This window comes from Candidatus Omnitrophota bacterium (genome assembly GCA_028716565.1).
In the GTDB taxonomy this organism is placed as follows: Bacteria; Omnitrophota; Gorgyraeia; order Pluralincolimonadales; family Pluralincolimonadaceae; genus Pluralincolimonas.
In genome coordinates this window covers 144,042-158,877 of the sequence record JAQUPL010000001.1, presented here as the reverse complement: position 1 = coordinate 158,877, position 14,836 = coordinate 144,042, and the positions used below count along the sequence as shown (strand labels likewise).

The window sequence follows — 14,836 nt, the reverse complement described above, 5'->3', positions numbered from 1 at the left end:
GTTAAGCGCTCTCCGTGTTTGTAATATGATCTTTCTGCGATTCAGCTATCCCTTCAGCGTCCCATTGCGGCAGGACCAGCCTCTGCCTTCCGGTCATGTCGAGCAGGGTATTCAGGTCCTTCAGGTCCCATATCCAGCATTTCGCTTCTTTTGCGAGAAGTTTGGCGTTCGCGCCTATACCTGCCAGGGAGAGGACGATCTTCCGCTTGACCGCGCCTTTCCTGCCTTTGCATTGGCTGAGATAATCCATGACATCGCTGTCCCGGACCGGGCGCCGGCCGACTATCAGTTCCCAGGTACAGCCTTCCGCAAATAGGCTCAAATACGAAATGCCCTCTATTTTTGATGCCCGGGCCTCTGTGTTGCCGAAATACGGCAGCCGGAAACTCTTCCCTCCCAATTCCATGAATTCGCCGTTGAACGAGGTGAAAAGCCCCGCGACAAGGTCGTCGATATCCCTGGCGGAAGAATTCACGAAATTCTCTATGAACCCTTTTACCTCGGCGCTGAACATCGATATCTTGGGCTCGTAAGAAGGGTCGAGCAGGTATTCCTTTATCTGGTAGACGTTCCTGAGCCACAATTCGAATACCTTATCGCGTATCAGGTAAAACTTCCCTTGCCTGGATACCCACCCTGCGTCTATCAATTTCTCAAGCAGGGCTGAGAGCTCTGTGGTCCTGACGCGGGAGGCCTGCGATATCGCCTGGACTTTCTTCGCGCCGTTGGAGATGGCCAGCAGGACCGCCGCTGAATGCCTGTCTATGCCGTCGAGCTGGGTCATCACGCCCGAAAAATGCTGGTTTAATATCCCTTTCGAATCAAAGAGTATCTCGATGAACATCGCCGTAAGCGTATCGGTGTCTTTTTCCGCGGTAATATTACCGCCCCGGCCCCGCAGGCTCAACAGGATAGAATCGAGGTAGAACGGGTGGCCGTCGCTGAACGCGACGAGAAAATCCACCAGTTCGTCCGGAAGTGGCCCGCAGGCCATGCGCGCCCTTATAAACTGCGAGGCCGTCCGGATATCAAAGGTCCCGAGTTCGTATATTTCGAAATTACCGAATAACAGGGAGAGTTTTTCCGCGAGGATATTTTTGGCCTGGTTAATCTGGGAAGATAATACGATATACATCGTGTCTTTCTGCAGCATGATGAACTTCCCGAGCTCGGCAAACGCGTCTTCTATGCCGAGGTCCGCGATCCGGTGGAATTCATCCAGTATGATTATCGGCCGCAGGCCGGTCTCGGAATATGCCGTAGCGGGAAGTTCGAACAGGGCGCGGTAGGCCTTCAGGTTCTTGCCTCCTTTTATCAGCGTTTCGATAGCCTTCACGGCCTTCGCGGTCTTCGGCATCCTGTCCGCGGCAAGAGAGACGAGCCCGCCGGTGCCGGACGCCTTAAACTCCGCGAAATCGAGATACCTGAAAAGCAAGGCGGCGATGAACTTTTCGGCGAAGGCGGGAAACCCCTGGTTTTTGACCTCGATATAGACCGGGACCGTGTCCTTAAAAGGGAGGGTGCTTATGAAACGGTAGATGACCGAGGTCTTCCCGTAATAGGAAGGCCCTATGATGGCGACATTCTGGCGGTAACCGAAACGCAGGCCGTCGGCGCGCTTCTTAAGCAGGGCGAGTATATCGTCTCTGCCGAAAAAATTATTTCCCGTTGCGGGGCCCAATAACATTATAGATAAAACCTTCCTGGCTTAAGACAAGTAATAAAATGGGTTCTGAGGCTTATGCCTCTTTCTTATCTCAAAATGCAGGTACGGGGAATTGCCCCTTCCCCCGGAGCCGACTTTAGCCACCGGTTGCGCCTGCCTGACATCTTCACCTATCCTGACAAGTATCTCGGAATTATGCGAATAAACCGTCTGGATGCCGTCGCCATGGTCCAGTATGACAGTCTTCCCGAAACCCCTTACTTTATCATCGCTGAATATGACCCTGCCGCTCCTGGAGGCGATGACCGCCGTACCTTCCCGCGCCTGGATATCTACCCCTTTATTCGGCGTCGACCCTCTCTTCTGTCCGAACGACGAGATGACTTTGCCCTTGACCGGCCAGATAAAATCCTCTTTTGAGTACACGGGGATAGGCGTGATATTCGACACGGGTTGTGCGGGTTTAGCGGGTATGAGTATATCCTGTCCGACCTTTATATTCCCGGCGTCCGCCAGGCCGTTCGCCTCGACAAGTGTCTCGAGGTCTACGCCGTTATTCTTCGCTATCCTCCAAAGCGTCTCACCCTTTACGACCCTGTGGTAAGTCCCGCCTTTAGCGTGGACTGGCAGGCCTTCTTTCGGCGGCTTAATGACCGGGGTCTCCGCGCAGCCCGCCAGGGAGAGGATAAGAATAGTTATAAATAAAACCCTAAAATAAGACATTTATGATACACCATCCTAAAAATGGAGCGGGTGATGGGACTCGAACCCACGATATTCAGCTTGGGAAGCTGACGTTCTACCAACTGAACTACACCCGCTTGGACAAATTCGTATCGCCCAATCTGGGCGAATTTGTCGTAAAGGGGAAAACGTTGTTTTACCCTTTACAGAACCCCTTTCCTAATCGGAAGAAAAACCGTTACAGCATACCACATAATCAATCGGCTAGATGCATGAGCATCTTGAATTTCTTATATCTGCCCTGTATATCTTTTTCCGTCAACTTCAATATCCGGTTGACGCTGAAATCCTCGACCGCGAATGAGGCAAGGATGGTCCCGTAGGCACATCCCTTGCGCAGCACCGTCTCGTCGATCCTCTTCGCTTTACTGAGATAACCCATGAACCCTCCGGCGAAGGTATCGCCGGCGCCGGTCGGGTCGAACGGGTCTTCAAGGATATACGCGGGATAGGAAAAGATGAAATCTTTTGAGATACAAAGAACGCCGTGTTCGCCTTTTTTTATTATAGCAATTTTCGGCCCGCAAGAAAATATATATCTTGCGGCCTTGAGGAGGTTAAGTTCGCCGGAAAACTCGCGCGCTTCCTTGTCATTAGCGAAAAATATATGGACGTGCTTCAGGAGTTTTTTAAGCTCCTTCGGCTTGTTCTCTATCCAGTAGTTCATCGTATCGCAGGCGATAAGGCGCGGGTCGTCGACCTGCTTCAGGACATCCAGTTGTAACGAAGGGTCGATATTCGCCAGGAAGACATTATCGGAGTCCCGGTATTCCGCGGGGATCTCCGGCTTGAAATCGGCGAACACGTTAAGGTAAGTATAAATCGTGTGAGCAGTGTTGAGGTCGAACCCGTATTCGCCTTTCCACCGGAAGGTCTTTCCCCCGTCAATCTTGAGCCCCGTGACATCTACGCCCCTCTTTTCCAGCAATTGAATATATTTTTTCGGGAAATCGGCGCCCACCACTCCGACTAGCCGCGCCGAATTAAAGAACGTAGCGGCGCAGGAGAAATATACTGCCGAACCGCCGAGCGCCTCATCCACCTTTCCGAACGGGGTCTTTATCGAATCCAAGGCTATTGAGCCTACGACCAAGAGTGACATTATCCCAGGTATTCCTCCGATATTTTCATTGAACAATATTGCCCGCACATCGTGCAGACATCTTTCGCCGCCGGCTTGGAACGGTTCCTGTATTCCTTCGCGCGCGACGGGTCGATGGCCAGGGCGAATTGTTTCTTCCAATCCCTCTTCTTGCGGGCGGCAGATATGGCGATGTCCCGATCGAGCGCGCCTTTTACCCCCTTGGCTACATCCGCCGCGTGCGCGGCTATCCGGGCGGAGATGACGCCTGTCTTCACGTCTTCGACCGAAGGCAGACCGAGATGTTCGGAAGGCGTGACGTAGCAGATGAAATCAGCGCCGTGGGCGGCCGCAAGCGCTCCGCCTATCGCCGATGTTATATGGTCGTAGCCGGGCGCTATGTCCGTCACCAACGGGCCTAAGACATAAAACGGCGCGCCGTGGCAAAGGTCTTTCTCCAGCATGATATTTGCTTCGATCTGGTTGATCGGGACGTGCCCGGGCCCTTCTATCATTACCTGGACGCCGGCCCGTTTAGCCCTCACGGAAAGTTCGCCAAGGGTCATTAACTCCTGTATCTGCGCCCTGTCGCTGGCGTCGGCAAGGCATCCCGGCCTCATTCCGTCGCCCAGGCTTAAAGTGACGTCGTATTTGCGCGCGATCTCCAGTACCCTGTCAAACTCCTCATAAAAGGGATTCTCGCGGCGGTTATGCGCCATCCATTCAACCATTATGGCGCCGCCCCTGCTGACGACGCCTATCACCCTGCCCTGTCTCTTAAGGCAATCCACCGCTTTCCTTGTAACGCCGCAATGGATAGTAAAAAAATCCACACCTTCCCCCGCCTGACCCTCAATCACGGCGAACATCTCATCCGCCGTCATGGAATAGATAGGCCTCTTCCTGCGGTCCGCGCCGACAGCCGCTTCGTAAATAGGGACTGTCCCTACAGGCACGGGCGAAGCCCTGAGTATAGCCTTCCTGATAGCTCGCAGGTCTCCCGCGGTCGAAAGGTCCATTACGGCATCTGCGCCGTTATCGACCGCGACCTTCAGTTTCTTCAGCTCAGCCGATATCTTCGAAGAACCCTGGGATGTCCCGATATTGGCGTTTATCTTGGTCTTTAACCCTTCGCCGATGCCGCAGACCCTTCCCTTCTTCCTGAGGATATTGGAGGGTATGACGATCCTGCCTGAAGATATCTTCCTTACGAGCAGTTTCAAGTCGAGGCCTTCCGCTTTCGCGACCAGCCTCATCTCGGGCGTGATCTTGCCTCTTTTTGCCGACTCTAATTGGGTCATCTTTTGGTGAGTTTATCCTTCAATCTTTTTGCCGCTTTCCTGATATCTTCCGCGCCGCATACCGCCCTTACTACGGCAACCCTTGATGCGCCGGCCGCTATAACTTCGCCGATATTCGTCTCGTCGATACCGCCGATAGCGACAAAAGGAAGGCCTTTCATATTATTTACTTGTTCTATCAGATCGAGCCCGACCGCTTTATATCCGGGCTTGGTAGGCGTAGAAAATACCGGCCCCACTCCTATATAATCCGCGCCGCTGTTTTGCGCCGCGCGCGCCTGTTCGAGCGAATGCGTCGATAGGCCTATTATCTTGCCCCTGCCTAATATGGAGCGGGCGCCGATTACCGGCATATCTTCCTGGCCGAGATGCACGCCGTCGGCATCGATGGCTAACGCGATATCCGGGCTGTCGTTAACGATGAATATGGCCTCGTCTTTTCCTATCGCCTCACGCATCGCGCGGCCGGCCTCGACTACATCCGCGGCGTCAGATTCCTTGTCGCGGAATTGTATCACGTCCGCGCCTCCGGCTATCGCTTCCTTCGCCGCATAGGCCAGGTCGCGGCCCTTGACCGCCTTCTTATCTATGATCACGTAAAGCCTGAAATCACGCAAGGTCAAAACCTCGAGACGAGCCTCTTCTCGGCGTTATACGCCTTGAACCTGAGCCTCTTGAACCTGTCGGCTATCTTTCCGTCTATGAGCTTTGAGAATTCTTCCAGGACGCGGAGGGATTCCTTGACGCGCTCCATATTGGCTATCGAGATCTCCTTCCATCCGGTTCTCTTCCTCTCGATCGCCTGCCTGCCCCGCCCTACATCGCCATCGGTATCGCGCGCCGATATAATTCCGCGCAGTCTGACCGGGTAGAGTTTGATGCAGCCTGAAATGCCGTGGCGCAGGCCTTTGAGATCCCTCATGAGGGACGCGTCGTCCAGCACGAATCTCGCGATCTCCTCACAGACCCTTAAGCCTTCCCTCGACCTGTTGAGGTTCGCGTCAATTATCCTGTAAAGCTTCTCTTTCATTAAGATCTTCTTGCACCGCGGATATCCGCAGTGTTTAATATCCTGCGGATAAGCCCGGTAGTGGACCTGCCCTTCACCAGCGGTATAGCGACGACTTTCCCTCCGTAGGACTTCACGAGGTCGGCGCCGACGATCTTGCCTACTTTCCAGTCCGCTCCCTTAACGAGCACGTAGGGCCTTACCGCCTTTATGAGTTTCAGGGGCGTGGCATCGCCGAATATTACCACATAGTCAACAAAGCCGAGGGAAGCAACGACCGCGGCCCTGTCTTTTTGGGGGATTATGGGGCGCGACGGGCCTTTTATCTTTTTTACCGAACGATCACTGTTGAGCCCCAGGACCAGGACATCCCCGAGGGACCTGGCCTTCTCAAGGTATTTCACGTGCCCTGCGTGCAGGATGTCGAAACACCCGTTCGTAAAGACGATCCTTTTGCCTTTTGCGCGAAGTCTTGATGCAAGAGCCTTTAACTTCGAAAAGGAGGTTATCTTTTTTTCCGTCATTATGGGACCCCGCCGGTAAATTAGAACAACGCCTCTTCTGCCAACTGGCAGAGGATATGGACAACCGTGACGTGGGCTTCCTGGATCCTCGGAGTAGACCCGGAAGGGACTATTATTGGGATATTCGCTATCCTGGCCAGACCGCCTCCGTCGCGTCCCGTGAGCGCGACCGTAACCAGGCCCTTTTTATTTGCGAGTTCTACCGCCTTGATGACGTTCTTCGCGTTCCCGCTCGTTGAGATCCCGACCGCCACATCGTTGTTTCCCGCGATCGCGTCGAGTTGGCGCGAAAACACCTCATCATAAGAATAGTCGTTGGCTATCGCCGTAATTATCGAGGTGTTGGTGGTCAGGGCTACCGCCGGGACCCCCTTCCTCTCCTTCAGGAATTTCCCGACGAGTTCAGCCGCCATATGCTGGCTGTCCGCGGCGCTTCCGCCGTTGCCGAAGATTATGACCTTGCCGCCGGACTTCAGCGACTTGATGACAGCGTCGGCGGCTTTTTCGATAGCGCCGGCCTGCGACACCAGGAGGTCTTTCTTTACGGAGATGCTCTCTTCCAGTATGCTTTCTATCTTTTTTTTCATTTTCAACCGAAGAATGTCTTTGCCATATCGTAGAAATCCTTGTCGACCGTCTTTAAGGTGCCGACGGCTTTATCGATCGGGACTTCCTTTATTTTGTTTCCCTGGAGGCTGGCCATATAACCGAATTTTCCCTGCATGATAAGTTCAACGGCCTTGACGCCAAACCTGGTGCCCAGGACCCTGTCAAACGCCGTAGGAGAACCGCCGCGCTGGATGTGCCCGAGCACGGTAACCCTCGTCTCAAAACCCGTCTTCTTCTCTATTAATTCGCCGAGGCGCTGGCCGATCCCTCCCAGCCTTACATGCCCGAACTCATCGAGCTTCTCGGTCTGGAGTATCTCCTCATCCCCGAACTTTGCGCCTTCCGCGACTACGACGATCGAGAAATTCTTGCCGCGCTCGTGGCGTTTCTTGATTATAGCGCATACATCGTCGATATTGATCGGGATCTCAGGGATCAATATCACGTCCGCGCCCCCGGCGATACCCGCGTACATCGCGATCCAGCCGGCATGGCGGCCCATGACTTCAGCAATCATGATCCTGTTGTGGCTCTCCGCCGTAGTGTGCAGCCTGTCGATGCATTCCATTACTATATTCACCGCGGTATCGAAACCGAACGTAAAATCGGTCTCGTTGAGGTCATTATCTATAGTCTTCGCTACGCCCACAGCCTTCAGGCCTTCTTTCACAAGTTTATTTGCGACGCCGAGAGTGTCCTCGCCGCCTATGGCTATCAGGGCGTCGAGCTCGAACTTTTTGAAATTATCTTTTACTTTCTGGACAGCTCCTTCCTGCTTGTAGGGGTTGGTCCTTGAAGTGCCTAATATCGTGCCGCCTTTCGGGAGGATCCCGGATACCGAACGCAGGTCCAGAGGTATCACATCCCCTTCTATGAGGCCTTTCCAGCCGTTCTTAAAACCTATGACTTCATATCCTTCCGCATAAGCCTTCTTGACCGCCGCCCTGATGACGGGGTTCAAACCCGGACAGTCCCCGCCGCCGGTAAGTATTCCCAACCTTTTCATCCGGTGCTTCCTCCTTTTGTCTTTTTTATTCGTTCCTGTAATCGAACCCGCCGAACGGAATGCTCACATCATCCTTGTCCTTGCCCTTTTTTGCCGCGGGTTTGGCGTCGGGACGGGTCGCTATCTTTGTGACGTGTATCTTTATTATGATCGGCTCGTCTATGCCGAGCATCTCCTGTATCTTCGCCTTCACGAGGCCCTGTATCTTTTCCGTGGACTCGGGGATGTTCGCGTCGGCCCAGAATATGACCTTGGTGGATATATCGATGCCCTTCTTGGTCGCTATGCAATCCGACTTCATCTCCTTGACCTCGGGAAGGGACGAACCTATCTTCCTTATGAACTCCTCTATCGCCGAAAGCGAGATGGAAACCTGGCCGTCGGGATTGTTGAACGCTATGTTCTTCTGCCTCTGGATGCGCGCGACCGTAAACTGGTAGCTCGCCCATGATATCACGATGAGAAGAAAACCGACCGCTCCCACCCCGATCCGCAAAGTCGTAGAGGCGTTGATCGAGTCGAGTGCGTTCATTATCGGTTCGCTCTCCACAGACCTTATGGATACGGCAATAAGGAAGAGACCGATCGTGATAAAGACTATTAGGAAAAACATCATCGTTAACCTGTTCAATATTTTCATTGTGCGGCCTCCTTTTCTGACATCTTCTTTTCTATGAATTCGGTCGTGACCTCACCGCGAAGGAACGCGGGATCTGCGGTGAGGCGCTTGTGGAAATCTATCGTCGTCTTGATGGGCTCGATGGTGAATTCCGAGAGGGCCCTCTGCATCACCTGTATAGCCTCGGACCTGTTCTTGCCGTAAGTTATAAGCTTGGCTATCATCGAATCGTAAAAAGGCGGTATCGTATATCCCTGGTAGACGTGCGAATCTACGCGCACGCCCGGCCCGCCCGGCGCATGGAAGAACGTGACTTTACCCGGGCATGGCATGAAGTTATTGTCCGCGTCCTCTGCGTTTATGCGGCATTCGATAGCGTGGCCGCTGAATTTGATGTCATCCTGGCTGTAGGACAGCCTCTCTCCGGCCGCGATCTTTATCTGCTCCTTTACGAGGTCTATTCCGGTGACCATCTCGGTGACCGGATGCTCGACCTGGATCCTCGTATTCATCTCCATGAAATAATAATTATCGTTTTCATCCAGGAGGAACTCTATCGTGCCGACATTCGTGTAATTCCCCGCCTTCGCGCCTTTTACCGCGGCATCTCCCATCTTCTTCCTAAGTTTGGGATCGACCGCCGGTGAAGGGGATTCCTCCAGCAGTTTCTGGTGGCGCCTTTGTATCGTGCAGTCCCTCTCGCCGAGATGTACGACGTGGCCGTACTTGTCCGCGACTATCTGGAACTCCACGTGCCTCGGGTTGGGAACATACTTCTCGATATATACCGCCGGATTACCGAACGCGGCCTCGGCCTCGGTCTGGCAGGTCATCAGGACGCTGACAAGCCTGACGTCGTTGTGCGCGATACGCATCCCGCGCCCGCCGCCGCCTGCGGCCGCCTTTACGATGACCGGGTACTGCAATTTATGCGCGACCCTGAGGGCCTCTTCCTTCTCTTTTACTACCGACAAACTGCCGGGTATGATAGGAAGCCCGGCCTTCCTCATGGTATCTTTTGCCGCCATCTTGTCGCCCATGAGGCGCATGGCTTCAGGCGTAGGGCCTATAAATTTAATATTGCACGATTCGCAGACTTCGGCGAAATGGGCGTTCTCGGCAAGGAACCCGTATCCGGGATGTATCGCCTCGACATCGGATATCTCGGCGGCGCTTATAATGCTGGGTATGTTAAGGTAGCTGCCTGCCGGCGCCGCGGCGCCTATGCAGATGGCCTCGTCGGCAAATTTCACATGGAGGGAGTCTTTATCCGCCTCGGAATATACGGCGACGGACTTTATCCCCATGTCCTTGCACGCCCTTATGATCCTCAGGGCGACTTCTCCGCGGTTGGCTATCAATATTTTTGAGAACATTTTTTATGCGGGCTCGATAAGGAAGAGCACGTGGCCGAATTCAACGGGTTGCGCGTTCTCGACAAGGATATTGACGACCTTGCCTTTGACTTCCGACTTTATCTCATTCATGAGCTTCATCGCTTCGACGATGCATATCACCTGGCCGGGCTCTATCATGCTGCCTTCCTCGACGAACGCGGGCGCGTCAGGCGCGGGCGCCCTGTAGAAGGTCCCGACCATAGGAGCTTTTATCTCTATAAGGTTTGATTTCACAGGTTCCGGTTCTTTATGCGGCACGGCCAGGATAGGGCCCTGCTGGGGCTGGATAAATACTCCCTCCTGGGTCACTTCGGGCGCCCCGGAGAATCCTTTCTTCAGCCTGATCCTCTGGCCTTCCCTCTCGATCTCTATTTCGGTCAGGCCGTTCTCGTTCATCAGGGCTATCATCTCTTTGAGTTCTTTTACGTTCATCTTATCCCCCTTTGGGCTTTTATTTGGCTCTCTCGACGTAATCGCCTGTGCGGGTATCTATCTTAAGGATGTCGCCTGTATTTACGAATAACGGGACTTGTATGGAATATCCGGTCTCGAGTTTTACCGCTTTTGTGCCGCTCTTGGCCGTATCGCCCTTGAGGCCGGGATCGGCTTCCACTACGGCCAGCTCGACGAACATGGGGGCTTCTACGCTCATCAACTTACCTTCGTAGAAAGAGGCGTTGACCACCATGTTCTCTTTCAGGTAATGGGTGACGTCGCCCAGCTGCTTGGAGGTCATCTGGAACTGCTCAAAGGTCTTTTCTTCCATGAAGTGGTACTCATCGCCGGCGACGTAGCTGAACTGGAGTTTTTTATATTCGATGAACGCGTCCTCGAGCTTATCACCCGAACGGAACGTCCTGGGCAGGACATTTCCGGAAGACAAGCTGCGCAGCTTCGTTTTTACAAAAGCTCCGCCCTTGCCGGGTTTCACGTGCTGGAACTCTATGACTTGAAAAAGTTCTCCGTCTATTTTGACCGTTAAGCCGTTTTTAATATCACTTGTCGATATCATCTGTCAATACCTCGCACCCTTTCTTTGTGACCAGTACCATATCCTCTATCCGGATACCGCCCCAATCGGGCAGGTAGATGGCTGGCTCTATTGTGAATACCATTCCCGGTTTGATCTTTGCGTGGTTCCTGCTGGAGACGGACGGGCTCTCGTGGACCTCAAGCCCTATGCCGTGGCCAAGGGCATGGCCGAATCCGCTTCCGAATCCCTTAGCGTTAATAAAGCCCCGCGCAATTCCATCTATCTCAGATATCTTCGCGCCGGGCTTGATAGCCTTGACTGAGCGTCTCTGCGCCTCTTTTACTATGCCGTAAATCTTCTTCTGCTTTGTATTAATTTTACCCAAAAAGAATACCCGTGTCAAGTCGGATTTGTAGCCTTCGTAGCTCACACCTAAGTCCAATAAAACCATATCGTTAGGCTTTATTATACGGTCGCCCGGCCTGGCGTGGGGGAACGCGCTGTTCTTGCCCGAGGCGACTATTATCTCAAAAGAGGCCCATTCCCCGCTAGCGGCCCTGATGAAATACTCTGTCTTGGAAGCGAGGTCATTCTCGCTTAGGCCCGGCTTCAGGATAGACTCGAAATACAGGACCGCGTTCTCAAGTATGGCTATCGAATCCCTGATAAGGGCTATCTCCGGCGCGTCTTTCACCTGCCTTAATCCCTCTACCGCGCCTTCGAGCGGCAGGAATCTTATACCCTTCTCCGCCAGTTTCCCGGCTATACGTTTATAGGCCGCATAAGGCAGTTGCCCCGCTTCAAAAGCCGTCTTCCCGGCCTTTGACTTTGCCAAGATCTCCGCCAGGAGCCGGGAGACCGGCACTTTAGCGATGATTATCTTAAAACTTTTCACGTCCTTTTTTGCCTGCAAATAGTATCGCGAATCGGTAATGAAGTACTTTTTGGACTTTGCGAATAAAAGGTAGGCATCGTCGCCGCCGTATCCGCTCATGTAGCGGACATTCTCCGGCTTGCTGACAAAAAACGAGTCTATGCCCTGTCGGCGCAAAATGGCGGACAACTTTTTTTGGCGCTTATGATATGGGGTCAAGTCGAGTCCTTGCTATTTCTTTTTTTTGGCTATCTCTATCGCGGCTTTAAGGCCGAGCCTGTAGCTGTCGAGGCCGAAACCGCTGACCTGGCCTACGGCGACTGGGGATATAAGCGAGGTATGCCGGAACTCTTCCCGGGCGTAGATGTTCGAAAGGTGGACTTCCACCACAGGTATCGAGACCGCGGAGATCGCGTCCCTTATCGCGACCGAGGTATGGGTGTAAGCGGCGGGATTTATGAGTATGCAGTCGAATTTACCCTTCGCCTTCCCTATCTTCTCTACTATCTCGCCTTCGTGGTTGGACTGGAACGCCTCGAGGGCAATCTTTTCGGCTTTCGCGATCTTCCGCAATTCCGCGTCTATCTGCTTGAGCGTGACCTTCCCGTATACTCCGGGCTCGCGTTGTCCGAGCAGGTCAAGGTTAGGACCATGTATTACGAGTATTTTCTTCATCTTTGCTTTTCGGCCTCCTCGATCAGCATCACAGGGATCCCGTCTTTCACAGGATATTTTAACCCACATTCGGGATTTTTGCAAATTATCTTATCATTCATGAATTCCACGCCGGACTTACACTTAGGGCACGCGAGGATCTTAATAAGTTTTTCGTCCATCAAACAAACTCCTTTATCTTTATCGGTACTTTATAAAGCTTCCCTGAAAAAAGGTAGAGTACCCCTCCTATAAAACTCGTTATCAGAATGATCCCTAAAAACAATATTGAAACCGCCGCCGCGCTCTCCTTGCTTATGAACTCGCCCAAAAAGATGACAAAGGCGCCTTCCCTTACCCCCAGACCGTTTATCGAAGGTATCATCGAGGCGACCGAAACGAGCGGCATCACCAATAGAAGGTTAAGGAAGGCTATGTCCTGGGAGATTCCCCTGACTATGCAATATAATAATACCACGGAGAGGACTTGCGCCGCCAGGGATATCAGGATGACTTTCGCGATTATGAACTTATGCTCCTTATAGGCATTGAGGGCGTTGTATAATTTGCGCAATTTCGAATCTTTCTGGAAGGCGGGAAGATGCAGCAGCCTCGAGAATATGGCCTTGGTTATAGTCTTGTTGAGGAACAGGACGAACGTCACCAGCACGACCACTGAAAAGACCAGGCAGCCCCAGAATACCTGGGGGTCCTTGATGCGTCCGTTCATGAGCAGGACGCCGAGAAAAGCCAGCAGCCCGATCGACAAGAAGCCGAAGAACCTGTCGAAGAAGACTGCGGAAAAAGATTCGAGCTTCCTATCGCTCTTCTTTGTGGCGTAATAGGCCTTGACGAGGTCCCCGCCTATCGACGTGGGAAGGAAATTGTTGAAAAAGTTCCCTATAAAACTAAGATATACCGCCTCTCCCAGGCTGAGTTTGAGCTTTTGCACGCCGAGGATTATGCGAAGCCTTTCCGAGACCACCACCACGGCGGCTATATTGAATAATACCGCCGCCAGGTAATAATAAGGGTTCACGCTCTTTAAAACTGCCGCTATGCCGGGTATATCTTTCCTGAAGACCCAGACCAGGACACCGACCAGGACCAGGCTTACGGACGCCCTGAGGAGGATGGATAACTTATTTTTCATCATTATGCCTCAGCTCGAGCGACGAGAGGTCCGCTTCGACCTTGGCTAATTTGTGCGCCGCGTCAGACATATACTTCTTATGGGCGTCGCTCAAATGCGCGCCTACTATATCGAATACCGTCTTAAAATCCTCGAAATCCTTCCTGAGCGAGCCTATCCTCTCGAGGATCTGCTTGGCGTTCTCCTCTATCTTGAACGCCTTCAGGCCGTGGACTATCGTCGAGATATACGGATAGAGAGTTGACGGCGAGACTATATATACCCTGTTCTTGGTCGCGTACGAGAGAAGCGACGTCTCTTCCCCGAATTGCTTGTCCCGCACTATCGCCTCATAATAGACACTCTCCGACGGGACATACATGAGCGCGAACTCGAATGTCTTTTCATTCGGCGCAATATATTTTTTCGCTATATTATCCACCTGCTTCTTGACGGCCTGGACGAATTCCCTGAAACACCTGCGCTTATCATCCTCGGATTCGCATTCGAGCATCCGCCTGAAGCTGTCCAGCGGGAACTTCGAATCGATTGGAAGGATGAACTCGCGGAATTTTATGATCGCGTCGACCTGGTCTCCGGACCGGAATGAATACTTCATCTGGTAATTCCCGGACGGAAGCATGTCCGAGAGCATCTTCTCCAGGAGCACCTCGCCGGTCATACCGCGCATCTGCGGCGGCTTGAGCAGGCTGCCTATTTCGTTTATCGCCTTACCGAACTCCTCGAGCCGTTCTCCTCTCGTCTTGATCTCACCAAGGCTCCTGTTCATATCTCCTATCGCGCCGGTAGTGGCCTGCATCGCGCCGGTCACGCCGGCGGATATATCTTTGGGGAGATGGCGCAGTTTCGTAAAAAGATATAAGGATATCACCATAGACGCCAAAGCGATCGCCGAAAATATTATTATAAGGACCGTCAGCGTCACTTGTTCTTCTCCGCGTATTTAAGCCTTAACCCGTAGAGTATATCGTCTATAAGTTTCTGCTCCTCGGCGGAGAGGTTGCCCTGAGTCTTTTCTTTTATCATCGCGATGGTGTCTATCATATATTTCGCCCGCTCGAGCTCTACCTTGGTCTCATTATTGACCGGGTTGGGCATCTCGCCGAGGAATATCATCGCTTGCATCCCGAGACTGGTCAGGAATATGCTGAAGCTCGGTTCGTATCCGGATCCTGCGCTGCCCATCTTGTTCTGGGATTCCATAACGGCCTATATTACTCCTATTT

General features: G+C 52.8%; 19 protein-coding genes and 1 tRNA gene. All 20 read right to left on the bottom strand.

What is annotated here, in order from left to right; translation table 11 throughout:
• Nucleotide 1 precedes the first annotated feature (1 nt).
• On the bottom strand, nucleotides 2–1,687 hold the full coding sequence (locus PHO67_00900; GenBank protein MDD5545705.1) for a hypothetical protein: 1,686 nt from the start codon (nucleotides 1,685–1,687) through the stop codon (nucleotides 2–4).
• Between the two features lie 21 nt (nucleotides 1,688–1,708).
• Complete coding sequence (locus PHO67_00895; GenBank protein ID MDD5545704.1) at nucleotides 1,709–2,389, bottom strand: LysM peptidoglycan-binding domain-containing M23 family metallopeptidase; 681 nt, start codon at nucleotides 2,387–2,389, stop codon at nucleotides 1,709–1,711.
• A 22-nt stretch (nucleotides 2,390–2,411) separates the two neighbouring features.
• Nucleotides 2,412–2,487, bottom strand: a tRNA-Gly gene (locus tag PHO67_00890).
• A 119-nt stretch (nucleotides 2,488–2,606) separates the two neighbouring features.
• Nucleotides 2,607–3,512, bottom strand: a complete 906-nt coding sequence (locus PHO67_00885; protein MDD5545703.1) for a PfkB family carbohydrate kinase — start codon at nucleotides 3,510–3,512, stop codon at nucleotides 2,607–2,609.
• A complete protein-coding gene (gene thiC / locus PHO67_00880) occupies nucleotides 3,512–4,792 on the bottom strand; it encodes a phosphomethylpyrimidine synthase ThiC (GenBank protein ID MDD5545702.1) in 1,281 nt (426 codons plus the stop codon). Before thiC ends, PHO67_00885 begins: the two co-directional genes overlap by 1 nt.
• Nucleotides 4,789–5,415 (bottom strand): thiamine phosphate synthase, encoded by a 627-nt coding sequence (gene thiE / locus PHO67_00875; protein ID MDD5545701.1) that lies wholly within the window; start codon nucleotides 5,413–5,415, stop codon nucleotides 4,789–4,791. Before thiE ends, thiC begins: the two co-directional genes overlap by 4 nt.
• Complete coding sequence (locus PHO67_00870; protein ID MDD5545700.1) at nucleotides 5,412–5,822, bottom strand: thiamine-phosphate pyrophosphorylase; 411 nt, start codon at nucleotides 5,820–5,822, stop codon at nucleotides 5,412–5,414. Before PHO67_00870 ends, thiE begins: the two co-directional genes overlap by 4 nt.
• Nucleotides 5,822–6,325, bottom strand: coding sequence for a D-glycero-beta-D-manno-heptose 1-phosphate adenylyltransferase (rfaE2, locus tag PHO67_00865; GenBank protein ID MDD5545699.1), 504 nt, complete (start codon nucleotides 6,323–6,325; stop codon nucleotides 5,822–5,824). The genes PHO67_00870 and rfaE2 overlap by 1 nt, the downstream gene beginning before the upstream one ends.
• 20 nt (nucleotides 6,326–6,345) lie before the next feature.
• Entirely contained in the window at nucleotides 6,346–6,912 is a 567-nt protein-coding gene (locus tag PHO67_00860; protein ID MDD5545698.1) for a D-sedoheptulose 7-phosphate isomerase, read from the bottom strand.
• A gap of 2 nt (nucleotides 6,913–6,914) precedes the next feature.
• A complete protein-coding gene (locus tag PHO67_00855) occupies nucleotides 6,915–7,940 on the bottom strand; it encodes an ATP-dependent 6-phosphofructokinase (protein MDD5545697.1) in 1,026 nt (341 codons plus the stop codon).
• Nucleotides 7,941–7,965: 25 nt separating this feature from the next.
• Nucleotides 7,966–8,580, bottom strand: a complete 615-nt coding sequence (gene amaP / locus PHO67_00850) for an alkaline shock response membrane anchor protein AmaP (protein ID MDD5545696.1) — start codon at nucleotides 8,578–8,580, stop codon at nucleotides 7,966–7,968.
• Entirely contained in the window at nucleotides 8,577–9,935 is a 1,359-nt protein-coding gene (accC, locus tag PHO67_00845; GenBank protein MDD5545695.1) for an acetyl-CoA carboxylase biotin carboxylase subunit, read from the bottom strand. Before accC ends, amaP begins: the two co-directional genes overlap by 4 nt.
• A gap of 3 nt (nucleotides 9,936–9,938) precedes the next feature.
• On the bottom strand, nucleotides 9,939–10,388 hold the full coding sequence (gene accB, locus PHO67_00840) for an acetyl-CoA carboxylase biotin carboxyl carrier protein (protein MDD5545694.1): 450 nt from the start codon (nucleotides 10,386–10,388) through the stop codon (nucleotides 9,939–9,941).
• Nucleotides 10,389–10,407: 19 nt separating this feature from the next.
• Complete coding sequence (gene efp, locus PHO67_00835) at nucleotides 10,408–10,968, bottom strand: elongation factor P (protein ID MDD5545693.1); 561 nt, start codon at nucleotides 10,966–10,968, stop codon at nucleotides 10,408–10,410.
• The gene (locus PHO67_00830; GenBank protein ID MDD5545692.1) at nucleotides 10,952–11,992 is read right to left on the bottom strand and encodes a Xaa-Pro peptidase family protein; all 1,041 of its coding nucleotides are present in this window, start codon (nucleotides 11,990–11,992) and stop codon (nucleotides 10,952–10,954) included. Before PHO67_00830 ends, efp begins: the two co-directional genes overlap by 17 nt.
• A 42-nt stretch (nucleotides 11,993–12,034) precedes the next feature.
• Nucleotides 12,035–12,478, bottom strand: coding sequence for a type II 3-dehydroquinate dehydratase (gene aroQ, locus PHO67_00825; protein MDD5545691.1), 444 nt, complete (start codon nucleotides 12,476–12,478; stop codon nucleotides 12,035–12,037).
• Nucleotides 12,475–12,639: a Trm112 family protein gene (locus PHO67_00820; GenBank protein MDD5545690.1), complete on the bottom strand. Its 165-nt coding sequence runs from the start codon at nucleotides 12,637–12,639 to the stop codon at nucleotides 12,475–12,477. Before PHO67_00820 ends, aroQ begins: the two co-directional genes overlap by 4 nt.
• Nucleotides 12,639–13,613: a lysylphosphatidylglycerol synthase transmembrane domain-containing protein gene (locus PHO67_00815; GenBank protein ID MDD5545689.1), complete on the bottom strand. Its 975-nt coding sequence runs from the start codon at nucleotides 13,611–13,613 to the stop codon at nucleotides 12,639–12,641. The genes PHO67_00820 and PHO67_00815 overlap by 1 nt, the downstream gene beginning before the upstream one ends.
• Complete coding sequence (locus PHO67_00810) at nucleotides 13,600–14,535, bottom strand: DNA recombination protein RmuC (protein ID MDD5545688.1); 936 nt, start codon at nucleotides 14,533–14,535, stop codon at nucleotides 13,600–13,602. The genes PHO67_00815 and PHO67_00810 overlap by 14 nt, the downstream gene beginning before the upstream one ends.
• A complete protein-coding gene (locus PHO67_00805) occupies nucleotides 14,532–14,813 on the bottom strand; it encodes a DUF1844 domain-containing protein (GenBank protein MDD5545687.1) in 282 nt (93 codons plus the stop codon). Before PHO67_00805 ends, PHO67_00810 begins: the two co-directional genes overlap by 4 nt.
• Nucleotides 14,814–14,836: the final 23 nt, after the last annotated feature.

What these genes read in the sequence shown, in the direction of transcription:
- PHO67_00900 (MDD5545705.1), bottom strand. Translation starts at nt 1,687, where the DNA reads ATGTTATTGGGCCCCGCAACGGGAAATAATTTTTTCGGCAGAGACGAT.
- PHO67_00895 (MDD5545704.1), bottom strand. Translation starts at nt 2,389, where the DNA reads ATGTCTTATTTTAGGGTTTTATTTATAACTATTCTTATCCTCTCCCTG.
- PHO67_00885 (MDD5545703.1), bottom strand. Translation starts at nt 3,512, where the DNA reads ATGTCACTCTTGGTCGTAGGCTCAATAGCCTTGGATTCGATAAAGACC.
- thiC (MDD5545702.1), bottom strand. Translation starts at nt 4,792, where the DNA reads ATGACCCAATTAGAGTCGGCAAAAAGAGGCAAGATCACGCCCGAGATG.
- PHO67_00870 (MDD5545700.1), bottom strand. Translation starts at nt 5,822, where the DNA reads ATGAAAGAGAAGCTTTACAGGATAATTGACGCGAACCTCAACAGGTCG.
- rfaE2 (MDD5545699.1), bottom strand. Translation starts at nt 6,325, where the DNA reads ATGACGGAAAAAAAGATAACCTCCTTTTCGAAGTTAAAGGCTCTTGCA.
- PHO67_00860 (MDD5545698.1), bottom strand. Translation starts at nt 6,912, where the DNA reads ATGAAAAAAAAGATAGAAAGCATACTGGAAGAGAGCATCTCCGTAAAG.
- PHO67_00855 (MDD5545697.1), bottom strand. Translation starts at nt 7,940, where the DNA reads ATGAAAAGGTTGGGAATACTTACCGGCGGCGGGGACTGTCCGGGTTTG.
- amaP (MDD5545696.1), bottom strand. Translation starts at nt 8,580, where the DNA reads ATGAAAATATTGAACAGGTTAACGATGATGTTTTTCCTAATAGTCTTT.
- accC (MDD5545695.1), bottom strand. Translation starts at nt 9,935, where the DNA reads ATGTTCTCAAAAATATTGATAGCCAACCGCGGAGAAGTCGCCCTGAGG.
- accB (MDD5545694.1), bottom strand. Translation starts at nt 10,388, where the DNA reads ATGAACGTAAAAGAACTCAAAGAGATGATAGCCCTGATGAACGAGAAC.
- efp (MDD5545693.1), bottom strand. Translation starts at nt 10,968, where the DNA reads ATGATATCGACAAGTGATATTAAAAACGGCTTAACGGTCAAAATAGAC.
- aroQ (MDD5545691.1), bottom strand. Translation starts at nt 12,478, where the DNA reads ATGAAGAAAATACTCGTAATACATGGTCCTAACCTTGACCTGCTCGGA.
- PHO67_00820 (MDD5545690.1), bottom strand. Translation starts at nt 12,639, where the DNA reads ATGGACGAAAAACTTATTAAGATCCTCGCGTGCCCTAAGTGTAAGTCC.
- PHO67_00815 (MDD5545689.1), bottom strand. Translation starts at nt 13,613, where the DNA reads ATGATGAAAAATAAGTTATCCATCCTCCTCAGGGCGTCCGTAAGCCTG.
- PHO67_00805 (MDD5545687.1), bottom strand. Translation starts at nt 14,813, where the DNA reads ATGGAATCCCAGAACAAGATGGGCAGCGCAGGATCCGGATACGAACCG.